This window comes from Arthrobacter sp. 10L430 (assembly GCF_056395245.1).
Window position 1 is genome coordinate 102,438 of record NZ_JBFTJD010000002.1, and the last position, 24,607, is coordinate 127,044.

Consider the following 24,607-nt stretch of genomic DNA (forward strand, 5'->3'; position numbering starts at 1 on the left):
GGCTAACCGGCCTGCTCACTGGTGGGCGAACCGCCGGTTCCGGGCGCGAATACGAGCACCGGCTTGGCGAAGCTGCCCGTGTCAGCGAGCAAGGCCACGAGTGATCCGTCGGGGGCGAACGCGGCCGCCGGACGGTCCGCGGTGGCCGCTTCCGCGGAGCCCGCAGGGGCTCCCGCAGCGATCCGGCGGCCGAACGATATCTCGGTGGTTTCCTCCGCGCTCAGTTCCCGGTTGGGCATGAGGGCCCGGGCCGCTTCGGACATTTCCAGGATTTCGAGTTCCTCGGCGAGCTGCTCGAGCGTCCGGGCCTGGTCCAGCGAGTACGGCCCCACGTGGGTCCGGCGCAACGCCGTCAGATGGCCGCCGACGCCCAGTGAACCGCCCAGGTCGCGGGCCAGGGCACGGATATACGTCCCGGACGAGCATTCGACGGTGACGTCAATGTCCACCACGTCCCCGCCCCGCTCGCGGCGCATTCCATGCACCTCGAAGCGGTGGATGGTCACGGCCCTGGCGGCGAGCTTTACGTCTTCACCCGACCTGACGCGGGCATAGGCGCGCTCTCCGTTGACCTTGATGGCGCTGACGCTGCTGGGCACCTGCTGGATCTCGCCGGTCAGCGCTGCGATCCCGGCCCGGATGGCGTCCTCCGTGGCAGCAGCGGCACTCACAGTGGCCACGACCTCGCCCTCGGCGTCGTCCGTGACGGTGGATTCGCCGAGCCGGATGGTTGCCGTGTAGGTCTTGGAGGTCCCCACGATGTAGGTAAGGAGCCGCGTGGCCTTGTTGATTCCGACCACGAGCACGCCGGTGGCCATGGGATCCAGCGTTCCGGCGTGGCCCACTTTCCGGGTACCGGCGATCCGCCGCATCCGTCCAACCACATCGTGGCTGGTCCATCCCTGCGGCTTGTCCACTATTACCAGTCCAGAAAGCACGCCTCCCAGTATATCGGGGCGGCCGGCCAGCCCGGTCCGGCCCCGCCCTGCCGACCTTCCGGCCGGCCTGCCAGCCGGTGCGCCGGCCGGTGCGCCAGGGCTAGGATGGCAGTCATGCCTGAGCTTGCGCCGCACATCAGCGATGTTCCCGTCAACCAGATCCGCGAAATCACCGAGGCGGCCTGGCGCACCCCCGGCGCTGTGGTGCTGAGCATCGGCGAACCCGGGTTCCCGCTCCCCCGGCATGTCCTGGACGCTGGAATCGCCTGCCTGGACCGGGACGAAACGAACTACACTCCCAACGCCGGAATCCCCGCCCTCCGGGAAGCCTTCGCTGACAGATTCCGCGAGGAGTCCGGCACCGGCATCGGAGCCGACCGGGTATACGTGGTTGACGGCGCCCAGCAGGGTCTGCACCTGGCCATGAGCATCCTCCTCGGCCCGGGCGACGAAATCCTGATCCCCAATCCCGGCTATCCCACCTTCGCCATGACCAGCCAGCTGGTCAATGCCGTCCCTGTCAGGTATCCCCTCTACCCCGAGCACGACTTCCAGCCCCGGATCGAGGATGTGGAAGCGCTCATCACGGACCGGACACGCGTTCTCATGCTCAATTCGCCGTCGAACCCCCTCGGCGCGGTTCTGGGCGAGGATCTGACCCGCGAGCTCGTGGAATTGGCCCGAAGGCATGACCTCTGGATCATTTCGGACGAATGCTATGAGGCCTTCACCTACGATGTACCCCACGTCAGCCCGGCGCGCTTTGACAGCAGTGTTCCCGGCGAAGCGAGAGTATTCACGTCCCTTACGCTGTCCAAAACCTACGGCCTGACCGGACTCCGGATAGGGGCCCTCGTCTGCCCGCCCGGTCTGGAGCAGCGGATGAACAACGTGATGGAGGCTATCGTCTCCTGCGTTGCCTCGCCGTCGCAGTATGCGGCCCTGGCCGCACTCACCGGCCCGCAGGACTACGTGGCGCACGCGCGGGAACACTACCGCGCCAACCGGGATGCGGCCTCCGCCATCCTGCGCTCCAAAGGCATCCGGTTCCTCAATGCGCAGGGGGCCTTCTACCTGTGGGCGGATGTGTCACATCTAAGCGGCGGCGATGTCCGGGGCTGGGTCCGGCGCTTCCTCGCCGATTCCGGCGTCTCGTTTGCGCCCGGAACCGCCTTCGGGTCTATTGGCGAGGGTTGGATCCGGATCGCGCTGTGCGGCAGCCAAGCTGAACTCGTGGAGGGCGTCAGCCGGCTTCCGGAACGGGAGCACAACGGTGGCAACAGGTATTCCGCGCGGGGACAAGAACCCATCAGCAGCTAGGGCCGGTCACCGGCGTCAGTAATCGGTGCGTTCAGTGTTGTTGCGCCAAGCGTCGAAGGGGACGCCCGACGTCGGAACCGGGGTGTGGCTGACCGGCAGCAGTTCCGGGCGGGTACCGGCGAAATACTCGTAGAAAACTGCATCGTCGAACCCCGCGGCCGCCGCGCCGTGTCGGTCTGCGGCATAGTACACACGGTCGATTCGCGCCCACAGCGCAGCAGCGAGGCAGAGCGGACACGGTTCACAGCTGGCATAGAGGACCGCGCCGCCGAGATCGAAACTGCCTGACTCCGCCGCCGCGGTCCGGATGGCAACCACTTCAGCGTGGGCGGTAGGATCGTTGTCCCGGGTGACCCGGTTTACTCCTTCATGGACCGTCCCGTCAGGGGTGACCACCAGCGCGCCGAAGGGTCCGCCCCCGGCGGCCACGTTCCTCTCGGCGAGGGCTACCGCCTGAGTCAGGTACTCACGGACATCTGCCGCTGAAGGTTGCGCAAGCATGATCTGATCATAGCCAGATGCGCCCAATTTCCCCCCGCCTGCAGGGATGGTCTCCCGCGCCCATCGACAGCTCCGGACCAGCGGGACTAGACTGCGCGCGTCAGGGGGAACGGGTCTTTCCGGCCCACTAACGGTCTCAATGCTCTGGATGATCACCATTGACGTTGGAGACAGCATGAAAAAGCAAAGATCACGTACGGCAGCCTTCGCCGCCGCCTCGCTCCTTCTGTGCTTCGCTCCGGCAGCACAGGCTGCCCCGGACCCGAAGACGCCGGCACCCGCCGTGCTGGCCAAGGGCCTGCTGAGCCCCCTCCACATCAGCGACGGACATGACGGCTCCGTCCTGGTCAGCGAAGAATTCGCCGGCAGACTAACGCAGATCGGCCGGAACGGAAGCCGCACCAAACTCTACGAAAAGAGCGCCTGGGATGTCGCGGGCAGCGACCGCCGCGGCAAGACCATCTATTTCGCTGAAAGCCAAGGGGCCGGCGCCGGAGGAAATATTGCGCTGGCCGGTCACCTCCGCAGCATAGATGCGGACGGAAAGCAGCGTACCGTAGGCGATCTGGCCGCCCTCGAAACGAAAGAAAACGCCGACGCCGGCAACTCCTACGGGTTCCGGAGCCTTCCCACCGCCTGCGCGGCACAGCTGCCACCGCAAGTGGAAGCTTCCTACAAGGGACATGTGGACTCCCATCCCTACGGGATCGAAGTCTATGGGGACACCATCTACGTGGCCGATGCCGGCGCCAACAGCATCGTCTCGGTTGATGTGAGGACCGGCGAGACCGAAACAGTGGCTGTCCTGCCGCCCCGGCCGCACCGCTTCACCGCCGCGGAGGCAAAGGCTGTGGGCTTGCCAGGCTGCGTGTCCGGCCAAACCTACAACTTCGAGCCGGTACCCACCGACGTCAAACGGGGACCGGACGGCTGGCTGTACGTGACATCGCTTCCCGGCGGACCGGAGGACCCGGCCCTTGGTGCCCGCGGCGCAGTGTTCAAGATCAACCCGCACAGCGGCCGCGTCAAGATGTTTGCCGACGACGTGATGTCCCCCACCGGGCTGGACATGGACGATGAGGGCAACGTCTATGTGGCGTCTCTGTTTGGCGAGGGCGTGCTCCGGCTTTCTGCCCACTCCGGCAAGGAACACGTGGTGCTGCCGGCAACGCTCGCCGCAGACGTGGATGTCAGGGGTGACACCCTCTACGCCACCGTCAATTCCCTCCCGGAACCGAACAAGGCACCCGAAGGGCGGGTCGTGTCCGTGCCCCTGGAGCACGATTCAGACGGCTGAAACCGGCGCCAGGCAAACGCCGGGGAACTCCTGGCGGGCACACAACCTCCATATGACAAAAGTGGTGCAAGGTTGGAGGCGTTCACGGGGATCTGGTCCGCGACGAACTCGAGCGTAGGCGTCAGCCGGACGGTGATATTCCGGCCCACTTCCTGCCGCAGCACGCCCTTGGCCTTCTCCAGCCCCTTGGCCGCATCCGCCTGCACGGCCTGGTCACCGAACACCGTGTAGTAGACGGTGGCATGCTGCAGGTCATTGGTCACACGCGCATCGGTAACAGTAATGCCCTCAAGCCGCGGATCCTTCACCTTCCGGCCCAAAGCCTCTGCAACAACAACCTTAATCCGCTGCGCCAACTTGGCAGCGCGTGCCGGATCAGCCATTTCCACTCCTAAATATTTGGATGTACGACGGCGCGATAGCAGCTGACGTACTCTCGTTGGTTTATTGCCACGCGCCTAGGGCGAGTCTACGACGGACTCCCGTTGGAGTTTTTCCGGCGGCCTGGGAGTGGCATCGGGCCTGYCGGAGCCGGACGGGTTGCGATCGCAGATCGCAACCCGTCCGAGCCAAGACCGATACCACACTCGAAGTCCGTGCGGACCTCGGTGGCGTCGTCCTTGAAGCGCTTGAGCGTCTCAACGGTGAGGTTGTCGCCGATGATCTTGCCGGCGCGGCTGATGCGGGCCTTCGAGTTGCGTCGGATAATGCCCGAGCGAACGATGGAACCGGCAATGTTGCCGAACTTGGAAGAACGGAACACCTCGCGGACCTCGGCGGTGCCAAGCTGGACCTCTTCGTACTCCGGCTTGAGCATGCCCTTAAGAGCCAGCTCAATGTCATCGATTGCTGCGTAGATGACGGAGTAGAAGCGCATGTCCACGCCTTCACGGTCTGCCAGTTCGGCAACCCGTTCTGCGGGCTTGACGTTGAAGCCGATGATGACGGCGCTGTCGACCGTTGCCAGGTTGACGTCGTTCTGCGTGATCGCACCGACACCGCGGTGGATAACGCGGAGCTGGACGCCCTCGCCGACGTCGATCTTGAGCAGCGCGTCTTCGAGGGCTTCCACGGCACCGGACACGTCACCCTTGAGGATGAGGTTGAGGGTGTCGATCTTGCCTTCGGCGACGGCCTGGTCGAAGTCTTCCAGACTGATGCGCTTGCGGCGCTTGGCCAGGGCAGCGTTGCGGTCGGCAGCTTCACGCTTCTCGGCGATCTGGCGGGCTGTGCGCTCGTCAGCTGTCACGAAGAAGGTGTCACCGGCGCGCGGCACGTTGGACAGACCCAGCACCTGGACGGGGCGGGACGGGCCGGCCTCGGTCAGGGCGCTGCCGTCGTCGTCGAACATCGCACGGACACGGCCGTGGGCCGTACCGGCCACGATCGTGTCGCCGACGCGCAGGCTACCGGACTGCACCAGGACAGTTGCCACGGAACCGCGGCCCTTGTCGAGGTTGGCTTCGATCGCGATGCCGCGGGCGTCCTTGTTCGGGTTGGCGCGCATGTCCAGGGCTGCGTCTGCGGTCAGCAGGACAGCCTCGAGCAGCTCGTCGATGTTGAGGTTCTGGCGGGCAGAGACCTCAACGAACATGGTGTCGCCACCGTATTCTTCCGGAACCAGGCCGTATTCGGTCAGCTGGCCACGGACCTTGTCCGGGTTGGCGCCTTCCTTATCGATCTTGTTCACAGCGACAACGATCGGCACGTTGGCTGCCTGCGCGTGGTTGAGGGCTTCAACGGTCTGCGGCATAACGCCGTCGTCCGCTGCGACCACCAGGATGGCGATGTCGGTGACCTTCGCACCACGGGCACGCATGGCGGTGAACGCCTCGTGGCCCGGGGTATCGATGAAGGTGATCTTGCGGTCTTCGCCTTCGTGGGTGTGCGTGACCTGGTAGGCACCAATGTGCTGCGTAATGCCGCCGTGCTCGCCCGCCATAACGTCGGACTTGCGGATGGCATCGAGCAGTCGGGTTTTACCGTGGTCGACGTGGCCCATGACAGTGACAACCGGAGGACGTGCCTCGAGGTCTTCGTCGCCTTCGGCTTCCAGTTCGGCGTCGAAGTCGATGTCGAAGGTGGAGAGCAGCTCGCGCTCCTCATCCTCCGGCGAAACGACCTGGAGCTTGTAGCCAAGCTCCTCGCCAAGCAGTGCAAAGGTTTCCTCATCCAGCGACTGGGTTGCCGTTGCCATTTCACCGAGGTGGAAGAGCACGGTCACCAGTGCGGCGGGGTTCGCCTCGATCTTGTCAGCGAAGTCCGTGATGGACGAGCCACGGCGAAGCCGCACTACGGTGTTGCCGTCGCCGCGGGGTACGCTCACGCCACCCAGCGACGGGGCGCTCATCTGCTCAAGTTCCTGGCGCTTTGCGCGCTTCGACTTGCGCTGTTTGCCGCGGCCTGCGCCGCCCTTACCGAAGGCACCCTGGGTTCCGCCGCGACCGCGGCCACCCTTACCGAAGCCACCGCCGGCCGGAGCGCCGCCGCCTGCACCGGGAGCACCGGTTCCGGGAGCGCCGCCTGGACGGCCCGGACCGCGGCCGCCGCCACCGGGACGTCCTGCACCAGCCGGTGCCGGACGCTCAGTGCGGTTGGGCATCATGCCCGGAGTAGGACGGTTTCCGCCGGCACCTGCGGGGCGGGGACTGCCCGGAGCACCACCGGTACGCGGAGCACCGGGACGGGGACCGCCCGGAGCACCACCGGTACGCGGAGCGCCCGGACGGGGACCGCCGGCACCTGCCGCGGGACGCGGACCGCCGGGGCGGTCGCCGTCAGTGCGGCTGCCACCGGGACGCGGCATGCCCTGCGAAGGTGCGAACGGGTTGTTGCCCGGGCGCGACGGACGGTCTCCGTCGCCGCCACGGCCGCGGGGCATGCCCTGGGACGTCGCGAACGGGTTGTTGCCGGGACGGGGACCGCCCGGTCGAGGTGCCGAGCCGCCCTGTCGTGCTGCGGGCGCAGCCGGCGCTTCAGCCTTGGGTGCCGGGCGCGCTCCGGGCTTGGCGCCCGTCGAGGGAGCTGCGGGGGCGGCGGCCGAAGGTGCTGCGGCAGCGGGAGCAGCGGGCGCTGCAGGCGCCGCCGGAGCTTCCGCCTGAGGTACCTGTGCGGGGGCCGGTGCCGGGGCAGGTGCCTGAGCCTTGGGGGCAGCGGGACCGGGAGCCGGGGCGGGGCGTGATTCTCCTGCCGCGGCGGGAGCTTTGGGAGCGGTTGCGGGTGCTTCGGTCTTGGAAGCGGCCGCAGCCGGGAAGGCGTTGCGGAGTTTCCGCACGACGGGGGCCTCAATGGTGGAAGAGGCGGAGCGAACAAATTCGCCCAGTTCCTGCAGTTTGGTTACTGCATCTTTGGAAGTAATACCGAGCTCTTTAGCAAGCTCATGTACGCGGACCTTGGCCACATTTCTCCTGTCTCGGTCCGCACCGAGCCAGGCACGAACCGTCTACTTCTTACTGCGGACCTCCGCCGCGAGTGCAGCTGAAAGGTCCATTGCAGAGCGCAACAAAGTTGTCATCGTTGCGCACTCATCGCTGGGAACTCATCGGGTTTCCATCAGTTTTCTGACCCGCTTTCAGGTTGGACGGTTGTTGCTGCAGCCGCCGGGGCGTCCGCAGCTAGCGTTCCTGCCGTTATCCGGCGTTCGACGGCGGCGGTTCCGGTCGCGCCGTTAAGGGCCCTTCCGAACGCACGCCGCTTGACCGCCAGGGCCAGGCACGCTTCGCTGGGGTGCAGCCATGCACCCCTGCCAGCCATCCGGCGTCGTTCATCCACAGCGACGGCGGATGATCCGCCGGCGTCGGAAACGAGCCGGAGTAACTCAGACCGCGACCCTTTCTTCCGGCATCCGATGCAGGTACGTTGCGGCTGATTCCCGAGGTGTTGCACTGCTGCCACTGTCGAGTATCTTCCTGCCTGTACTTATCTGCCTGCCCGGGGGCCAGCTGCTGCCATCGGGCAGAAACGTGGGCACAAACAGACACACTGATGCCGGCTGCTAGGCGCGGTCATGTTCTATTCTAGCCCCTTGGGGGCCAATGACCCGAAACTGCCCGCCGCCATGGCAGGCAGTTCGGGTGCCGGTTCAGCCTGGGCCGAACTGCGAAAACGTTCTTCTAGCCGCGCGGCGCCGCGGCGTCAGAAACGATGTCGATCCGCCAGCCCGTCAGCTTGGCGGCGAGGCGGGCGTTCTGGCCCTCCTTGCCGATGGCCAGCGACAGCTGGTAGTCCGGCACCACGACGCGGGCGGAGCGGGTGGTTTCGTCGGTGATGGTGACGGAATTCACACGCGACGGTGACAGGGCGCTGGCGATGAACGTTGCCGGATCCTCGCTGAAGTCGACGATGTCGATCTTTTCGTCATTCAGCTCGGTCATGACTGCCCGGACGCGGGAACCCATTTCGCCGATGCAGGCGCCCTTGGCATTGATGCCGGAGGTGTTGGCCTTCACTGCGATCTTGGTGCGGTGCCCGGCCTCACGGGCCAGGGCAACGATCTCCACCGAGTGGTCGGCGATCTCCGGAACCTCAAGTTCGAAGAGCTTCCGCACGAGGCCCGGGTGGGAGCGGGACAGCGTGATGGACGGGCCCTTGGTGCCGCGGTGGACGTCAATGACGAAGGCACGGAGTCGGTTTCCGTGGATGTACTTCTCCCCCGGAACCTGCTCGGGCGGCGGAAGCAGAGCCTCGACCGTTCCCAGGTTGACCTGGATCATGTGTGGGTTGTTGCCCTGCTGGATCAGCCCGGCCACGAGCTCTCCTTCGCGGCCCTTGAACTCGCCCAGGACGTTGTCGTCCTCGACGTCGCGCAGGCGCTGGAGGATGATCTGGCGGGCGGTGCTTGCCGCGATGCGGCCGAAGCCCGCAGGAGTGTCCTCGAACTCGCCGATGGGCATGCCGTCGTCATCGATCTCGGTGGCCCAGATGGTCACGTGGCCGCTCTTGCGGTCGAGTTCAGCGCGGGCCTTCTCGAAGGCCCCCGGAGACTTGTGGTAGGCAACCAGCAGTGCCTGCTCGATCGTGGGAATGAGGAGATCCAGCGGGATTTCGCGCTCACGCTCCAGGAGTCTCAGTGCGCTCATGTCAATATCCATCAGGCCTCCTCAGAAGGTCCATTGTGCTCATTTTCCAGACCGGCCTCGTCGAGGTGGCTGAACTCAATTTCGACTTTTCCGCTGCGGATCTTGTCGAAAGGAAGTTTTACGGGATCGCCTTGCTTCGGCTTCATGCCCTTTTTCACGGCAATTTCGGGGACCAGGGTCACGCCGGAGTCGTCCACTGACTGGATCCTGCCCGTGACGTTTTCGCCCTGGATGACGTTAACGTTCACCATCCGGCCGCGGGCGCGGTGCCAGTGCCGGGGCTCGGTCAGGGGACGCCCCACGCCGGGCGACGAAACTTCAAGGTCGTACGGGCGGCTGTCCGTGCTGGGATCGTTGTCCAGGATGTCGGAGAGTTCCCTGGAGATGTCTGCAATGACATCCAGGCTGACCCCGCCCGTTTCTTCCTGCGGCAGGTCCACCACTACGTGGACAACGCGGTTGGAGCCTGCGATGTTGATGGCAACATCCTCCAAGTACAGCCTGTGTGCCTGGACCGCGGGCTCAAGCAAAGACCGGAGGCGTTCAGCCTCGGGATTGTGGACAGCCGCGGGCTCAGACTTTCCCGCGTCGGTCCGGTCTGATGAAGTCGTGGCTTCTGCATTGCTCACGATGCCGGCCGCCTCCCGATAGATGATGTTGTGAGTACTAGCGTAGCCATTTTCCGGCCGCCTTGGTGCACGGAGTTCCCTGCGGCCGTGACAACATGGTCTGTTGTGAAAGACGACACCAGGGAAAGAAGCCGGCCGGCCAGCCATTTCCGGTTCGCCCGGGCCGCCTTCACCGCGTTCCTGGTTCTCAGCCTCGGATTTGCCCTGATTCCGCGGGAAGCCCAGCGCCCGGCCGCACCCCCTTTTTCCGAGCAGGCACGGGCCTCCGCCCTGGCTGAAACCATGCGGTTGCGGGCAGTCAGCCTGCAGCTCGCGGAGGACGCTTCCGGCGCCCAGCGCCAGATTTATTCGCGGACTGTGACTTTGCTGACTACCCAGGCCCGCGCACTGATTCTGCCCTCCGACGAGGCCACCGCCGCTGCTTCCGCCGCGCCTTCGGCGTCTGGATCCGGAACCGCAGCTGCGGCTGCCGCGGCGCCCGCGACAGTCCCAGCACTGGTGGCCGGGCTCTCTGCCAGTGGGCGGAAGCGCCTCACCCATGCGGAAACGGCCGACGGCGGGATGGCCCGCCTTTTGTCCGCGGTCGGCACCGCACAGCTGCTCCAGGCGGCGGCTCTTGCCCAGGCCTCCGGAACGCCGGTGCCTGCACTTCCTGCCCCGCCCGCTCCGCTGGCCAATTCCACGGTCACGTGCCCAGGCGCAGGCCCAGGCGACAGTGCGTCGGGTTCGCCAGGTACGGCCTCTGCGGAACCGGGGACGGCCTCCGGGGCGCCGGCCCCAGGCGCCGCGCCAGGCGCCGCGACGGCTTCCGGCCCCGCGACGGCGTCCAGCGCAGCGAGCCTGGCGGATGCGCTGCAAAGGACTGTCCGCACCGAGGTAGAGACCGTCTACGGCTACCAGGTTGCGCTCACTCGACTCGCTGGCCAGGCGACACAACGGGCCAAGGTCCTGTTGACCAGCCACGAGGCACGCGTGGACGAAGCAGAGACGCACAGCCGCCTGCACTGTGCCCAGATCCCGCCCCGGGAGCCGGGCTACACGCTCGATGCCTCCTTCCTGAAAAACCCCGCCGCCGGACTGGCCAGCCTGGAAGCGGGAGCGCTCCCTGTCTACGGCGATCTCGTCGCACTGAGTGAAGGCCCCACCAGAAAATGGGCCATTGCCTCGCTCCTTGCGGCCACGCAGAGTTCCATCGGCTGGGGGTCCGATCCCGGCCCTGTACCCGGCCTCGTGCTGGACACCTCCCAGCTCCCCGTACTGCCGGAAGCTGCGCCCTCGCCGCATGCGGACCTGTCCTCACCGTCTTAATATCCGGCTGGACTCTGGCAGCAGGGACGCCCTGGTGGTTTGCTGGAGAGATGGAGTCAGCGGACGTTGCAGGATTGCCCCACGACGGACACCACCAAGGCGAGCCCCACAACAACGACATTGTCCACCGGCTGAACTGGCTTCGCGCCGGTGTCCTCGGCGCGAACGACGGCATCGTGTCGGTCGCCGCGATTGTGGTGGGCGTAGCCGGTGCGACCAGCGAGCACGGCCCCATTCTTGCGGCCGGTGCCGCGGGGCTGGTGGGCGGCGCGGTGTCCATGGCGCTTGGCGAATACGTATCTGTCAGCAGCCAAAGCGACAGCCAGAAGGCGCTGATCGAAAAGGAGCGCCGGGAACTTGCCGAAGAGCCCGAGGAGGAGCTGCTCGAACTGGCGGCCATCTACCGGAGCAAGGGCCTCAGTGAGGAAACGGCGCAGAACGTCGCCCTGGAGCTCACCGCACATGATGCGCTGGCAGCGCACCTGTCCGCGGAACTGAATATCGATGAACAGGACATTGTGAGCCCGTGGCACGCTGCGTTTGCCTCGGCCATAGCATTCACCCTGGGCGCGATCCTGCCGATGCTCGCCATCCTGCTGCCGCCTGAAAACATCCGCGTTGCCGTGACCTTCGGCGCCGTACTGGTGGCTCTGGCCCTGACCGGCGCCCTGGGAGCCTGGATCGGCGGCGGATCCAGGGTGCGTGCCGCTGTTCGCGTGGTGGTGGGCGGCGGACTTGCCCTGGCGGCGACATTCGCCCTGGGCAACCTGCTCGGAGCCAGCGGGATCGTCTAGCGCAATTCCAGGGCTGCGACAGCCCGGTCAACTACGCTGGAACCGATGAGCCAGCCACCAGCCGTTCCCGTTCCGCCCGATTTGGCGCGCCGCTACTCCAGCAGCAGTGTCGGCCGGGCATGGCTTGCTTCCCTCCCCGACCTGATCCGCAGCCGCATGGAGCAGTGGGAGCTCGACCTGGACCTTATGCCGGGAACGTTCCCTTGGAGCGGCCACGGCGGGATTGTGGTGCCGGTGCTTGCGGGCGGCACACGTGCAGCCCTGAAGGTTGCCTTCCCCCACGACGAGGCGGTCGTGGAACGGCATGCCCTGGCCCTGTGGAACGGGCGGGGAGCCGTCCGCCTGCTCGCTTCCGATGCAGGAACCTGCTCCATGCTGCTGGAGCGCCTGGACTCCGGCCGGTCGCTCCAGACCCAGCCAATGGACGTCGCCGTCGAGGTGTGGGGCGGGCTCATGCGGGAACTGAGCCTCGTTCCGGACGGTCAGCCGCAATGGCGGGAGTTTCTGCACGTGGCCGCCCGGGCCGAGCAATGGAGCGACGATCTGCCGGCCGAATGGGAGCAGCTGGGGAGGCCTTTTCCCCGTTGGCTCCTTGAGGCTGCGCTGGAGGTGTGCCAGACCAGGGGTGCCGTGGGCCGCCGCTCAGGAGCCGACGTGCTGGTCAACACCGACTTCCACTTCCTCAACGTCCTGGCCCGCCCCGGCGCCACGGAGAAGCCTGGACACCGTAATTTCGCGGCCATCGATCCGCAGCCGATGGTGGGCGAGGCGGAGTTCGCGGTGGCCCCCGTGCTGTGGAACCGGATGGCTGACCTGCCCGCCGTGGATCCCGCGGCAGGCCTGCGGGCACGGTGCCGCGATTTCAGCACGGCGGCCGGGCTTGACGACGAAGCAGCCCGGCAGTGGAGCCTCGCGCGGGAGGTTGACAACGCCCTCCACTACGCCTCGAAGCGGGACCACGGCGGAGATCTGGCCCGGTCGCTGTGGGTTGCCAGCACGCTGGCGGGACGCACCCTGGACGGGCTCCCTGATCCGCGCACGCTGCCTGAACCCGGGCGGGCAGCCGGGCAGACGAATCCGGCATAAGGGCCTTCGGCCCGGCGGTCAGCGGGCGCCGGTCCGGACGCCTTCGAGGGCCGCCCGGACCGCCTCGGCTGCCGTGGTGACGTCGGCGGCGTCGGTGGTCCAGTTACTGACGGAGATCCGCAGCACCTCCCTGCCGTGCCAGCGCGAACCGGACATCCACACCGTGCCGTCTGCTATGAGCCTCGCCGCCACCTCACGGGTGGTGGCGTCGTCACCGAAAGCGACGGAAATCTGCGTATAGCCGACGTCGTTCAGCACTTCCACGCCGTCAAGCACCGCAAGCTTTTCCGCGAGCCGGGCCGCGGAGGCCGCGAGGCGGCGGATCTGCTCGGCCACGCCATCCCGGCCGAGTGACTTCAGCGCGGCCCACACCGGCACACCCCTGGCCCTGCGCGAAAGCTCCGGAACCTTCTGGCTGGGATCACCAGCACCATCCGCATCCTGGACGAGGTAGCTCGCGTTCAGCCCCATGGCGCTGCGCAGTGCCTGCGCGTCCTTGACGACGGCGACGCCGCAGTCATAGGGGACATTGAGGCTCTTGTGGGCATCTGTGGCCCACGAGTCGGCCCGTCCGAGCCCTGCCGTCAGCCCGGCGAACTCGGGGACGGCAGCGGCCCAAAGCCCGAATGCCCCGTCCACGTGCACCCACGCGCGGTGCGCCTTGGACACTGCGATCGCCGCGGCGAAGGGGTCGAAGGCGCCCGAGTGCAGGTTGCCGGCCTGCAGGCACACCAGCACCGGAGCCGGGCCCGAGCTCAGCGCACGGTCAAGGGCACAGTCCAGCTCCGCGGCATCGATGCGCCCCTGGTCGTCGGACGCCACCACGGTTGGACTGCCCAGGCCCAGATAGCGCAGGGCGAGGTCGATCGTCTCGTGCCGCTCCTCCCCCACGAGGCAGTGGATCCGCGGCGCGCCGAAGAGCCCATCGCGGTCCAGGTTCCAGCCGGCGTCTTTGAGCAGCCGCCAGCGTGCGGCCGCCAGACCCGTGAAGTTGGCCATGGTGGCTCCGGTGACGAAGCCGACGTCGGAGTCCTCCGGCAGGCCCAGCAACTGCAGCAGCCAGCCTCCTGCTGCTTCCTCGATGGCCGCCATGGCGGGGGTGGCATAGCGGAGGACCGCGTTTTGGTCCCATGAGCTGACAAGCCAGTCCGCCGCCATTGCGGCCGGCAGGGTGCCACCGATGACCCAGCCGAAGAAGCGGCCCGACGGCATGGCCATGAGCCCGGGTTCCGCATGGCTGGCGAGGTAGTCCACCACGTCCGCCGGAGGCATGCCGGCCTGCGGCAGCTCGCCGCCGAATGCTGCGGCCAACTCCCGGGCCGCCCGCCGCGGACCCACGGGGCGGGTCGGCTGGCTTGCGAGCCACTGGGTGGCATGGCGCACGGCCGCCGCAAGGGCTTCCTGGTAGGGCTCCGCACCCGCTGACATAGATGCATGCTACGCCGACCCCGGGGGTTGTTACGAGGGGGCTCCCACCAGATTCTGTCGGGCCGGGAACTCCCCCTCAAGCGAAGGGTCAGGCAAAGTTTTCCTGCCAGACGTCGAAGCCGAGTTTGATGATCAGGGCGCCCACCACCGCGAGGAAGACGAGGCGCACGAACCGGCTCCCCTGCTTCACCGCCGTGCGCGCCCCCAAATAGCCGCCGGCCATGTTTGCCAGACCCAGCACCAGGCCGACCCCCCAGAGCAGGGAGCCGTGCGGCAGGAAGAACAACAGCGCACCGGCGTTCGTGGCCATGTTGACGATCTTCGCCTTGGCGCTTGCCTCAAGGAACGCGTATCCCATCGCCGAGACCAGTGCGATCACCAGGAACGAGCCCGTGCCCGGGCCGATCAATCCGTCATAGAAGCCGATCACGGCACCGATGGTGCAGGCCACCACATAGTGGGTGCCGCCGTCGTGCCTGAGGACCGTCAGGTGCCCGGCGTCCGGCCTTAACGCCGTAAACAGAGCGACGGCGACCAGCGCCACCACGATGATCGGCTTGAACACCTCGGCCGGCAGCCGGGCAGCCAGCAAGGCCCCGCCGAAGCTGCCGGCCAGAGCAATGGCCGCCATGGGCAGCGCAGTCCTCAGGTCAGGCCGGACCCGGCCGTAGTAGGTGACGGCGCTGGTGCTGGTGCCGAAGATGGAACCCATCTTGTTGGTGGCGAGGGCCTGCACCGGGGTGATCCCCGGAACGAGCAGCAGCGCAGGAAGCTGCAGCAGCCCGCCGCCGCCCACCACCGCGTCCACCCAGCCGGCAGCGAAGCCGGCCACCACTATCAGGATCACAGTGGCGAGCTGGATCGATTCGAAACCCGAGACCACTCTGGCGGCTTCGGGCGGTCAGTTGTTGCGGACGGCGTTGACCACGAAGTCAACAGCCTTGTCCACTGCAACGTTCTCCGCCTCGCCACTGCGGCGGTCCTTGATCTCTACAACGCCGTCCACAAGTCCCTTGCCGACGGCGAGGATGGTGGGCACGCCAATGAGCTCAGCGTCGCCGAACTTGACGCCCGGGGAGACCTTGGGGCGGTCATCGTAAATAACCTCGAGGCCGGCGGCCTCGAGTTCCGAGGCGAGCTGCTCCGCCGCGGCGAAGATCTCCTCGCCGCGGCCCACGGCCACGACATGGACGTCGGCCGGAGCCACTGCCCGCGGCCAGACCAGCCCTCGGGCATCATGATTGGATTCCGCGAGGGCAGCCACGGCACGGGTCACGCCCACGCCGTAGGAACCCATGGTCACCACCACCTGCTTGCCGTTCTGATCCAGGACCTTCAGCTCAAGCGCTTCCGCGTACTTGCGGCCGAGCTGGAAAATGTGCCCCATCTCGATGCCACGGGCGGTCTCAAGCGGGCCCGAGCCGTCCGGGGCTTCGTCGCCTGCGCGAACTTCGGTGCACTCGATCACACCGTCCCAGCCGAAGTCCCTGCCAGCCACGAGGCCGAACACGTGCTTGCCGGCCATGTTGGCACCGGTCACCCATGACGTGCCGCTGACGATGCGCGGGTCCACGAGGTAGAGGAGCCTGGATGCGCCCTCCGTGCCGAGCAGCGGCGTGTCCAGGGACATCCACGGACCAAGGTAGCCCCTGACGATGAGCGGGTTCTTGGCGAGGTCTTCTTCGCCCGCCGCCTCCACCGTAATTTCGCCGGCCACTGGCAGGAAAGCGCCGATGTTCGCCTCAACGCGCTTCAGGTCGACGCCACGGTCGCCGGGGACACCGATGACCACGATCTGGCGCTCACCCGTCGGCAGCGTCACGGCGAGGACCACGTTCTTCAACGTGTCAGCGGCCGTCCAATCGCCGCCGTCGGCCTCGCTCCGGGGAGCGAGCTCGTTGGCAGCGGCCACGAGGGTGTCGATGGTCGGGGTATTCGGCGTGTCCCTTATTTCGGCCGCCGGAGCGTTGGTGAAGTCGATCTCGGCGGGAACCACGGTGGTCACGGCCTCCACGTTCGCCGCATAGCCGCCGGCGGAGCGCACGAACGTGTCTTCGCCGATCTCGGTGGGGTGCAGGAACTCCTCGCTCCGGGAACCGCCCATGGCACCTGCCGTGGCTGCCACCGGAACAACCTCGAGGCCAAGGCGCTCGAAGATCTTCAGGTAGGCGCCGCGGTGCGCGTTGTAGCTCGCGTCCAGGCCGGCGTCGTCGACGTCGAAGGAGTACGAATCCTTCATGATGAACTCGCGGCCGCGCAGCAGGCCGGCACGGGGACGTGCTTCGTCGCGGTACTTGTTCTGGATCTGGTAGATGCTCAGCGGAAGGTCCTTGTACGAGGAGTACAAATCCTTGACCAGCAGGGTGAACATCTCCTCATGGGTGGGAGCCAGCAGGTAGTCCCCGCCCTTGCGGTCCTTGAGCCGGAAGATGCCCTCGCCGTACTCGGTCCAGCGGTTCGTGGCCTCGTAGGGTTCCTTGGGGAGCAGGGCCGGGAAGTGGACTTCCTGGGCGCCGATGGCGGTCATCTCCTCGCGGATTACCTGTTCCACCCTGCGCAGCACGCTCAGCCCCAGGGGCAGCCACGTGTAGATACCCGGCGCGGCACGGCGGATGTATCCGGCGCGCACGAGCAGCCTGTGGCTGGCCACCTCGGCGTCGGCGGGATCTTCACGCAGCGTGCGCAGGAATAGCTTGGAGAGTCTAAGGACCACGGGTCAGTATCCGTTTCTGGGGGAAAGTGCTGATTGTCTGGGTACTAATCTACCGGCAAGGCGGCGCCGGGGCTTCCGCGCGCTCCGCCAACAGGCGCTTCCCGGCGGGAGCTGCCGCAGAAGAGCCACGCCCCACAGCGGAAGCCCCTGGCCGTCTCCGGCTGGTCATCCCTGTGGCGGCGTGGCTCCGCGGCCGGTCATGCCGCCAATTCTCTGAGACCATCCGCACCCGAAGGCACGGTCAGGTAGAACCTATGTGATGGCGGTCACCCATTTCAAGCCCGGTCTCAGAAAAAGCACCGGGCTCAGAAATGCACTGGCATTAGAAAAGCCTGGCCTTAGAAAAGCACTGGCCTTAGAAAAGCACCGTGGCGAAAGTCCCGACCTGGCGGAAGCCTACGCGCTCGTAGGTGGCGCGGGCGCGGGAGTTGTAGTCGTTGACATAGAGGCTGGTGACCGGCGCCATTTTCTGGGCGAGCAGCACCACGGCAGCCATGTACCCGGCGCTCAAGCCCAGTCCGCGGTAGCTGGGGTTCATCCACACCCCCTGCACCTGCGTCACGTCGGTGGTCACGGCGCCAAGCTCGGCTTTGAACACCACTTCGCCGTCGCTGAGGTGAACCAGGGAGTGCCCCTGTCGGATCAGTCCCGCGACCCGGCGGCTATAGAAGTCCCGGCCTCCCAGGTACGGCGAATAGCCCACTTCCTCCTCGAACATCGCCGCGCAGGCCGGGAGAATGGTGTCGAAGTCAGCGTATTGGCCGAACCCCAGCTGCCAGTTGGGTTCCACGGCCGGCGGACCGGCAATGGTCATGAGGGGCTGGTCCGGGCGCACTTCGTGCGCCACATGTCCCAATTGCTCCAGGTGATCGTGCAAGGCAAGCACTGTGTGCGCCGGACCGAAGATGGACGCAAACCTCCGGCCGGAGCGGTGCGCCGCGGCAGCCACCGCCCCGGTGAGCGCGGGCGCGAGCTGGACCGGCACCAGGTTGGCGCCGGCCCAGCAGGCACCAACCAGCAAACCGTCGTCGAAAACGCCCAGAACACTGGCGCCCCCTGGAGTCGGGGCGGCCGTGCCCGTAGATTCCAGGTGCGCCAGGATGAAGACATTCGCCACGGGATCAGCAGCGGCCAACTCGCGCAACCCGGCCGTATCCGCAGCACCCAGTGCCCGCACGGTCACACGGTCCGGAGCGGCTCCGTCTTTATGAGACGCTAACCACGGGGCCACCCTTGACAGCATCTTCGCCATCGGCCTCCCCCATCTCTTCCGCGATACGCATGGCCTCTTCGATCAGTGTCTCAACAATCTGGCTCTCAGGGACAGTCTTGATGACCTCACCCTTCACAAAAATCTGGCCCTTGCCGTTGCCGGACGCAACTCCCAGGTCAGCTTCGCGTGCTTCGCCCGGTCCGTTGACCACGCAGCCCATGACAGCTACGCGCAGCGGGATTTCCATGCCTTCAAGTCCGGCGGTCACCTGTTCGGCCAGGGTGTAGACGTCCACCTGGGCACGGCCGCAGGACGGGCAGGACACAATTTCCAGCTTGCGCGGACGCAGGTTCAAGGACTGCAGAATCTGGTTGCCCACCTTGATCTCCTCGACCGGCGGGGCGGACAGGGAGACACGGATGGTGTCACCGATGCCGCGTGAGAGCAGGGCCCCGAAGGCCGTGGCCGACTTGATGGTGCCCTGGAACGCGGGGCCTGCCTCGGTCACGCCAAGGTGCAGCGGCCAGTCCCCCTTCTCGGCGAGCATCTCGTACGCCGCCACCATGATGACCGGGTCGTTGTGCTTGACCGAGATCTTGAAGTCGTGGAAACCGTGCTCCTCGAACAGGGACGCTTCCCACACCGCGGACTCAACCAGGGCTTCCGGGGTGGCTTTGCCGTACTTCTTCAGGATGCCCGGCTCCAGCGATCCGGCGTTGACACCTATGCGGATGGAAGTGCCGTGGTCCTTGGCTGCCTTGGCGATTTCCTTGATCTGGTCATCGAACTTCCGGATGTTGCCGGGGTTGACGCGCACGGCGGCGCAGCCGGCTTCGATGGCCGCGAAGACGTACTTCGGCTGGAAGTGGATGTCGGCGATGACCGGGATCTGGGACTTCCTGGCGATGATCGGGAGGGCTTCGGCGTCATCCGCTGACGGGCAGGCAACCCGGACGATGTCGCAGCCGGACGCCGTCAGCTCGGCGATCTGCTGCAGGGTGGCGTTGATGTCCGTGGTGGGCGTGGTGGTCATCGACTGCACACTGACGGGCGAATCGGACCCGACGCCCACCGAGCCGACTTTGATCTGCCGTGTCTTGCGGCGGGGAGCAAGGACGGGGGGCGGTGCGGATGGCATTCCCAGGCTGACCGAGGTCACGTGGACTCCTTGTATCGAAGAAAATTAGCGGGAAGGGCTAGGCGTGGTCGGCCAGGAGGCCGGTCACCGGAGCCCATTCCGTGGTGCGTGTGCCGGAGATGACGCCGGCGGCGGCGAAGGGGTCCTGCTTGAGGATGTCGTTCAGCGCGTTCTCGTCGGCGGCTTTGAAGATGAGCAGGGCACCGGCGCCGTCACCGTAAGGGCCGCTCGCGAGGAGCACGCCCTCCTCGGCCAGCCCTGCGGTCCATTCGCGGTGCGACGGGCGGGTGGCGGCACGGACATCCGCGGACTCGGCATCGTATACGTACTCAACAGCGAAAACAGTCATACAGATACCCTATCCCGCGGCCGCCCTACCCGAGGAGCACCACCTTCGTAAAGGCCGCGACACCCGCTGCCCAGAGCATGGAGGTGAGGGTCCCGATGATGAAGCGCTCCGCGGCCACGGGGGTCTCCTTGAGTTCAGCGAAGCGCCCCAGGCCCTTGATGGCCACCACGTAGGCAATGGCCACGGGCTGACCCGTCAGGATGGCCAGGCAGACGGCCAGCCGCTCAAGCACTCCGATGATGGCTCCGCCGCGCAGGATCCGCGTTGCGGGCGGCTCCGGTGATGTTTCCCGGGTGACCGTAATGTCGCCGTCCACCGTGTTGCCGGCGCCCGTGCCTTTGGAATCTGCCGTGCTTTTGGAATCCGCGGCGTCCTGGGGATCCCCGGTGGTCCCGGGGTCCACCGTCACATCGGCCGAAGGATCGTCGGCGTTGCCTGCCGTGCCAGCGGTGGCATCCGCCTTGTCGTCGATAGTCCGGGCGAGCCTGAACACCAGTGCCGTCACGGGCCAGCCCACGAACCCTGCCGCCACCAGGGCCAGTGTGATCCAGAGTGCGTTCACCGTTCTCCTCGGTTGGGTGCTTCCGGGCCGGACGCGTCAAGGATCAGCCCATGGGCGGTGGCCAGCAGCATTTCCACCGCCGGTCTCGCCGCCCATTCTTCCTGCCATCCGGACCGGATGATGGCCCGGCTCACCGACTGTTCGCTGATTCCCAGTTCCTGGGCAACCTGCTTCTGCTGTCCGTGGCGGCCGGGATCGCGTCCGTTTTTGGCCCGGAGCGCGTCTACCACCCGCCACTGGGCCTCAGTCCGTTCCCTGATGAGCCTCCCCACGAGGCGCAAAACAGCTTCTGCATTGGCGCACGCCCTGGCTCCGGCTTCCGCATCGCCCGCGGCCGCCGTACCGCGCCGGACACCGCCCGACACCACCGCCACCGGAACGTGGCTGGCGGCAGCTTTGGCACGGTCCACGGCCTGTCGTGCCGCCACGAAGGCGGCCCCCGATCCCTCCCGGGGACTGACCGGCTGCGGCTCATTCACTGGGCCGATGCCGATCCCCACATACCAGCGGCCGCTGCGGAGCGCGGAGAGGGCCACCTCCACCACGTCGGCCGGCATGTCGAGGACGCCCTGGATCTCATCCCCCACTGAACGTTCAAAGCGGCCCCGGGAAAGCCGCCGCAGTCCGTCCAGCAGCTCGGGCACCCGGTCAATATCGGTACTGCTCCCCCGCTGGTCGATTGTCATGACGTACATTGCTCAACCGTAAGCGGCATACCGCTCAATATCAATCACTTCAGACTGATTATGGTAAATCTCTCAAAATCGACTGATTACTCGATATCAGCTGTTTGGGGTTTATCCGAAGAGATTTACCGGTTTCACGATGTCCGCATAAATCAGCAGCGCACCCATCCCCATCAGCAGGGCTGCCACGACGTAGGTCACGGGAAGCAGCTTGGCAATGTCGAAGGCACCCGGGTCGGGCTTGCCGAAGAGCTTTGCAACGCGCCGCCGGGCCGCTTCATACAGAGCCCCAGCCACATGGCCGCCGTCGAGCGGCAGCAACGGCACCAGGTTGAACACCGCAAGCGCGAAGTTCAGGCCCGCCAGCAGGCCCACCAGGGCGGCGAGCCTGGACTGCACCGGCACGTCTTCCATTGCGGCAACTTCGCCGGCCACCCGGCCCACACCAACCACACTGATGGGACCGTTCGGGTCCCGCGGCTCTTCGCTGAAGGCGGCTTTCGCCACTCCGGCAACACGGGCAGGAAGATTGAGGATGACGCCGGCAACCTGCCGGATGTTCTCCCCCGCCATGGGCAGGACGGACGACGCCGGTTGGGCAACGAGCGCTGTCTGCGCACCAATGCCGAGGAAGCCGACGTCCTGGTACCGGAGTTTGCCCTGGGAGTCCTTCGCCTGCCGGCCGTCGTCGCCGATAACCGGCCGCGCCGACAGCACGGGCGTGACGGTCGTGGTCACCGGTGCGCCGTTCCGCTCCACGGTGATGCTGACTTTGCGTCCCGCGGACGCGCGGATCCAGCCGGTGAGCTCATCCCAGCCGGTGACGGCTTTGCCGTCAAAGGACGTGATGACGTCGTTCGGCTTGATACCGGCGGAGGCGGCAGGCGTCAGCTTGCAGGCGGCGGAGTTCGGATCGACGGTCTCCCCCGCCTTGACCTGGCACTTCGAGACGTCGGCGATGGTCGTCGTCGGCGTGGCGACACCAAACCCCATGAGCAGCACGGCGGTGAGCACGACGCCGATCAGCAGGTTCATCGCCGGTCCGCCCAGCATCACGATGATCTTTTTCCAGACCGGAAGCCGGTAGAACACGCGGTTTTCGTCCCCGGGTCCCACCTCTTCGTGGGCCATGGACCGGGCTTCGGTGGCGAGCGTCTGGAACATCCCGGTGCTGGAGGGACGCACCGAGCCGTCGACCTTGTTGGGCGGGTACATGCCGATCATCGACACATAGCCGCCCAGCGGAAGGGCCTTGAAACCGTATTCCGTCTCGCCCTTTTTGGTGGACCAGACAGTGGGGCCAAAGCCGATCATGTACTTGGTGACGCGCACCTTGAACAGCTTGGCGGGAAGCAGGTGCCCCACCTCGTGCAGGGCAATGGACACCGCGATGCCGACGGCAACGAAGACGACACCGAGGATGAAGAGGATAACGGGACTCATGCTTTCGATCTGCTGCTTCCTAGAGACTGCTCACTGCTAAACGTTCGTGGGCGCGGGCTCGTGCCCACTTTTCAGCATCCAGCACGGACTCGACCGTTAACCGGGAGGAACCCGGGTGTTCGCTGAGGACAGCTTCGATGGTATCCACAATGTCCGTGAACCGGATGCGGCCCTCATGGAAGGCCACCACAGCCTCCTCGTTGGCTGCGTTGAATACAGCCGGATAAGTGCTCCCCTGCTTGGCGGCGTCCTTGGCAAGCCCGACGGCCGGGAAGGCGCTCACATCGAGCGGCTCGAAGGTCCAGCTGGTGGCCTGCGTCCAGTCGCAGGGCGTGGCCGCCTGCGGAACACGGTCAGGCCAGCCCAGACCGAGCGCGATGGGCAGGCGCATGTCCGGCGGCGAGGCCTGGGCGATGATGGAGCCGTCCACGAACTGCACCATGGAATGGACCACTGACTGCGGGTGGACCACGACGTCGATCCGGTCCAGCGGGATGTCGAACAGCAGGTGCGCCTCGATCACTTCCAATCCCTTGTTGACCAGGCTGGCGGAGTTGGTGGTGACCATCAGGCCCATGTCCCAGGTGGGGTGGGCCAAAGCTTCTTCCGGGGTGACGTCCGCCAGCTGCTCACGGGTGCGGCCGCGGAACGGGCCGCCGGACGCCGTCAGGATGAGCTTGTCCACCTCGGCGGCAGAGCCGGAGCGCAGGCACTGGGCAATGGCGGAGTGTTCGGAGTCCACCGGCACGATCTGGCCCTCCGCGGCGGCGGCTTTGACGAGGGAGCCGCCCACAATCAGCGACTCCTTGTTGGCCAGCGCGAGTGTTGCTCCGGCCTCGAGGGCGGCAAGCGTGGGCGCCAGGCCGATGGAGCCGGTGATGCCGTTGAGCACCACATCCGCTTCCACGGCGGCGATCCTGGTGGAGGCGTCCGGGCCGGCGATGATCTCCGGACGGTACCGCGCGAGCCCGGCCGCCCGGGCGGCGTCATCGATCAGGTCCTGCAGGCGGCGGGGATCGCCGGAGGCGACGCCCACCGCGCGCGCCCTCGTATGCACGGCCTGCCGTGCGAGGAGTTCCAGGTTGCCGCCGCCGGCGCTGAGCGCCACGACCTCGAAAAGGTGCGGGGCGCCGTCGACGACGTCAATTGCCTGGGTGCCGATGGAACCGGTGGATCCGAGAAGGACGATTCTGCGCGGCTGGCCCGCTGCTGGTCGGCTGGCTGAACGGCTGGCGCCCGAAGTCTGCATGACTTAAGTATCCCGCACAGCAGACGCCTGCCGCATGCCGCGACGTGGCAGGAGGCTAGCCCAATGCCATCTCCACCACGCCCTTGGCCATCGTGGACACAGCTCCGGCGTAGGCGATCGCCACAACAATCCTGCGGACGACCCCGGGCCGGACTCTGCCGGAGAGGAGATCGCCGGCCACGATCCCGAGGACCATTGCGGCCAGGATGCCCAGCCACTGCCAGCCTTCCAGGGCCGGAAGGTGGCCCCCGGAAAACAGGTATTTGCTCAGCAGCGAGGACAGCCCGGTCGTCACAAAGTACGGCTGCAGGGTGGCTCCGAAGCTCTTCTGCTCCCAGCGCGTCACGATGGCGTAGGCCGTAATGGCCGGGCCTCCCACGCCCGCCGCCGCGTTCATGAGTCCGCTGGTAAATCCCAGCGAGACCAGCGGAACCGGGCCCGAGACCCGCCAGTCGCTGCGGTTCAGCCGCTGAGAAGCCAGCAGCCCCAGGATCAAAAGGGCTCCGATGCAGACCTCCAGCGGCGCCTCCGGGGCGTGGCTGGCCAGCCAGGCGCCGGGCACTACGCCGGTCAGCGCCGAAGCCGCGAGGCCAAGGTAGCGCCGCCAGATGACGTGCCGCCACACCCTGGACAGGATCAGCAGTGACGAGGCCGCGCCGCAGAGGTTGATGATCATCACGCCGTCGAACGGACCCAGGAGCACCACGAGGACCGGCGAGACCAGGAGCCCGAAGCCCAGGCCGGCAAGCCGTTGCGCCAAGGCCCCCGCAACGACCGCGATGAGCACCAGTGCAAACATGTTCCGATCCTACTGCCGCGACTGGTTGTCCCGTCGGGCACTCCTCAACGATCGAGGCTGCCGCCGCACGGAAGTG

Annotated in this window: 22 protein-coding genes and 1 pseudogene; 5 read left to right on the plus strand and 18 right to left on the minus strand. The window is 66.6% G+C overall.

Translation table 11 applies throughout. The annotated features are described in order from the left end of the window. Positions 1–2: 2 nt before the first annotated feature. Positions 3–938 carry a tRNA pseudouridine(55) synthase TruB gene (gene truB / locus AC1DDG_RS02695; protein WP_476874853.1) on the minus strand — a complete coding sequence of 312 codons (936 nt, stop codon included), beginning with the start codon at positions 936–938 and terminating at the stop codon, positions 3–5. Positions 939–1,052: 114 nt separating this feature from the next. On the opposite strand from truB, the gene AC1DDG_RS02700 reads away from it, so the two are divergent. Then, on the plus strand, positions 1,053–2,258 hold the full coding sequence (locus AC1DDG_RS02700) for a pyridoxal phosphate-dependent aminotransferase (RefSeq protein ID WP_476874854.1): 1,206 nt from the start codon (positions 1,053–1,055) through the stop codon (positions 2,256–2,258). A 15-nt stretch (positions 2,259–2,273) separates the two neighbouring features. Here the strand turns inward: AC1DDG_RS02700 and AC1DDG_RS02705 are convergent, their stop codons facing one another. Further along, positions 2,274–2,759: a nucleoside deaminase gene (locus tag AC1DDG_RS02705; RefSeq protein ID WP_476874855.1), complete on the minus strand. Its 486-nt coding sequence runs from the start codon at positions 2,757–2,759 to the stop codon at positions 2,274–2,276. 175 nt (positions 2,760–2,934) lie between these two features. On the opposite strand from AC1DDG_RS02705, the gene AC1DDG_RS02710 reads away from it, so the two are divergent. Next, positions 2,935–4,056: a ScyD/ScyE family protein gene (locus tag AC1DDG_RS02710; protein WP_476874856.1), complete on the plus strand. Its 1,122-nt coding sequence runs from the start codon at positions 2,935–2,937 to the stop codon at positions 4,054–4,056. 56 nt (positions 4,057–4,112) lie between these two features. Here the strand turns inward: AC1DDG_RS02710 and rbfA are convergent. From rbfA to rimP, 5 genes and pseudogenes are all read right to left on the minus strand, one after another. Then, positions 4,113–4,439, minus strand: a pseudogene (rbfA, locus tag AC1DDG_RS02715) (30S ribosome-binding factor RbfA); the annotation flags it as partial. Positions 4,440–4,525: 86 nt separating this feature from the next. Further along, complete coding sequence (gene infB, locus AC1DDG_RS02720; protein WP_476874857.1) at positions 4,526–7,456, minus strand: translation initiation factor IF-2; 2,931 nt, start codon at positions 7,454–7,456, stop codon at positions 4,526–4,528. 152 nt (positions 7,457–7,608) lie between these two features. Continuing rightward, positions 7,609–7,950 (minus strand): YlxR family protein, encoded by a 342-nt coding sequence (locus AC1DDG_RS02725; RefSeq protein ID WP_476874858.1) that lies wholly within the window; start codon positions 7,948–7,950, stop codon positions 7,609–7,611. A 218-nt stretch (positions 7,951–8,168) separates the two neighbouring features. Continuing rightward, the gene (nusA, locus tag AC1DDG_RS02730) at positions 8,169–9,146 is read right to left on the minus strand and encodes a transcription termination factor NusA (RefSeq protein WP_476874859.1); all 978 of its coding nucleotides are present in this window, start codon (positions 9,144–9,146) and stop codon (positions 8,169–8,171) included. Further along, complete coding sequence (rimP, locus tag AC1DDG_RS02735) at positions 9,146–9,763, minus strand: ribosome maturation factor RimP (RefSeq protein ID WP_230120576.1); 618 nt, start codon at positions 9,761–9,763, stop codon at positions 9,146–9,148. Before rimP ends, nusA begins: the two co-directional genes overlap by 1 nt. An 87-nt stretch (positions 9,764–9,850) precedes the next feature. Between rimP and AC1DDG_RS02740 the strand changes: the two genes are divergently transcribed. Genes AC1DDG_RS02740 through AC1DDG_RS02750 form a run of 3 tightly spaced genes read left to right on the plus strand, consistent with a single transcriptional unit; the run spans position 9,851 to position 12,951 of the window. Then, entirely contained in the window at positions 9,851–11,071 is a 1,221-nt protein-coding gene (locus tag AC1DDG_RS02740; RefSeq protein WP_476874860.1) for a ferritin-like domain-containing protein, read from the plus strand. Positions 11,072–11,121: 50 nt separating this feature from the next. Then, positions 11,122–11,865, plus strand: a complete 744-nt coding sequence (locus AC1DDG_RS02745) for a VIT1/CCC1 transporter family protein (RefSeq protein ID WP_476874861.1) — start codon at positions 11,122–11,124, stop codon at positions 11,863–11,865. A 45-nt stretch (positions 11,866–11,910) separates the two neighbouring features. Further along, positions 11,911–12,951: an aminoglycoside phosphotransferase family protein gene (locus tag AC1DDG_RS02750; protein ID WP_476874862.1), complete on the plus strand. Its 1,041-nt coding sequence runs from the start codon at positions 11,911–11,913 to the stop codon at positions 12,949–12,951. An 18-nt stretch (positions 12,952–12,969) separates the two neighbouring features. Here AC1DDG_RS02750 and AC1DDG_RS02755 read toward each other — a convergent pair whose 3' ends face one another. The 11 genes from AC1DDG_RS02755 to AC1DDG_RS02805 all read right to left on the minus strand — a co-directional run bounded on the left by AC1DDG_RS02755 (position 12,970) and on the right by AC1DDG_RS02805 (position 24,531). Then, positions 12,970–14,379 carry a pyridoxal phosphate-dependent decarboxylase family protein gene (locus tag AC1DDG_RS02755; protein WP_476874863.1) on the minus strand — a complete coding sequence of 470 codons (1,410 nt, stop codon included), beginning with the start codon at positions 14,377–14,379 and terminating at the stop codon, positions 12,970–12,972. 88 nt (positions 14,380–14,467) lie between these two features. Further along, entirely contained in the window at positions 14,468–15,262 is a 795-nt protein-coding gene (locus tag AC1DDG_RS02760) for a sulfite exporter TauE/SafE family protein (protein ID WP_476874864.1), read from the minus strand. 18 nt (positions 15,263–15,280) lie between these two features. Then, a complete protein-coding gene (locus tag AC1DDG_RS02765) occupies positions 15,281–17,092 on the minus strand; it encodes a proline--tRNA ligase (protein ID WP_476874865.1) in 1,812 nt (603 codons plus the stop codon). A gap of 355 nt (positions 17,093–17,447) precedes the next feature. Then, the gene (locus AC1DDG_RS02770) at positions 17,448–18,335 is read right to left on the minus strand and encodes a GNAT family N-acetyltransferase (protein WP_476875014.1); all 888 of its coding nucleotides are present in this window, start codon (positions 18,333–18,335) and stop codon (positions 17,448–17,450) included. Further along, entirely contained in the window at positions 18,298–19,464 is a 1,167-nt protein-coding gene (gene ispG / locus AC1DDG_RS02775; RefSeq protein WP_230120589.1) for a flavodoxin-dependent (E)-4-hydroxy-3-methylbut-2-enyl-diphosphate synthase, read from the minus strand. Before ispG ends, AC1DDG_RS02770 begins: the two co-directional genes overlap by 38 nt. 37 nt (positions 19,465–19,501) lie before the next feature. Further along, a complete protein-coding gene (locus AC1DDG_RS02780; RefSeq protein ID WP_230120591.1) occupies positions 19,502–19,792 on the minus strand; it encodes a YciI family protein in 291 nt (96 codons plus the stop codon). 25 nt (positions 19,793–19,817) lie between these two features. Then, positions 19,818–20,354, minus strand: coding sequence for a hypothetical protein (locus tag AC1DDG_RS02785; protein WP_476874866.1), 537 nt, complete (start codon positions 20,352–20,354; stop codon positions 19,818–19,820). Next, a complete protein-coding gene (locus tag AC1DDG_RS02790) occupies positions 20,351–21,049 on the minus strand; it encodes a MarR family transcriptional regulator (protein ID WP_476874867.1) in 699 nt (232 codons plus the stop codon). Before AC1DDG_RS02790 ends, AC1DDG_RS02785 begins: the two co-directional genes overlap by 4 nt. A gap of 102 nt (positions 21,050–21,151) precedes the next feature. Continuing rightward, positions 21,152–22,483, minus strand: coding sequence for a M50 family metallopeptidase (locus AC1DDG_RS02795; RefSeq protein WP_476874868.1), 1,332 nt, complete (start codon positions 22,481–22,483; stop codon positions 21,152–21,154). A 19-nt stretch (positions 22,484–22,502) separates the two neighbouring features. Then, positions 22,503–23,732 (minus strand): 1-deoxy-D-xylulose-5-phosphate reductoisomerase, encoded by a 1,230-nt coding sequence (gene dxr / locus AC1DDG_RS02800; RefSeq protein WP_476874869.1) that lies wholly within the window; start codon positions 23,730–23,732, stop codon positions 22,503–22,505. Positions 23,733–23,787: 55 nt separating this feature from the next. Then, the gene (locus AC1DDG_RS02805; RefSeq protein WP_476874870.1) at positions 23,788–24,531 is read right to left on the minus strand and encodes a TSUP family transporter; all 744 of its coding nucleotides are present in this window, start codon (positions 24,529–24,531) and stop codon (positions 23,788–23,790) included. Positions 24,532–24,607: the final 76 nt, after the last annotated feature.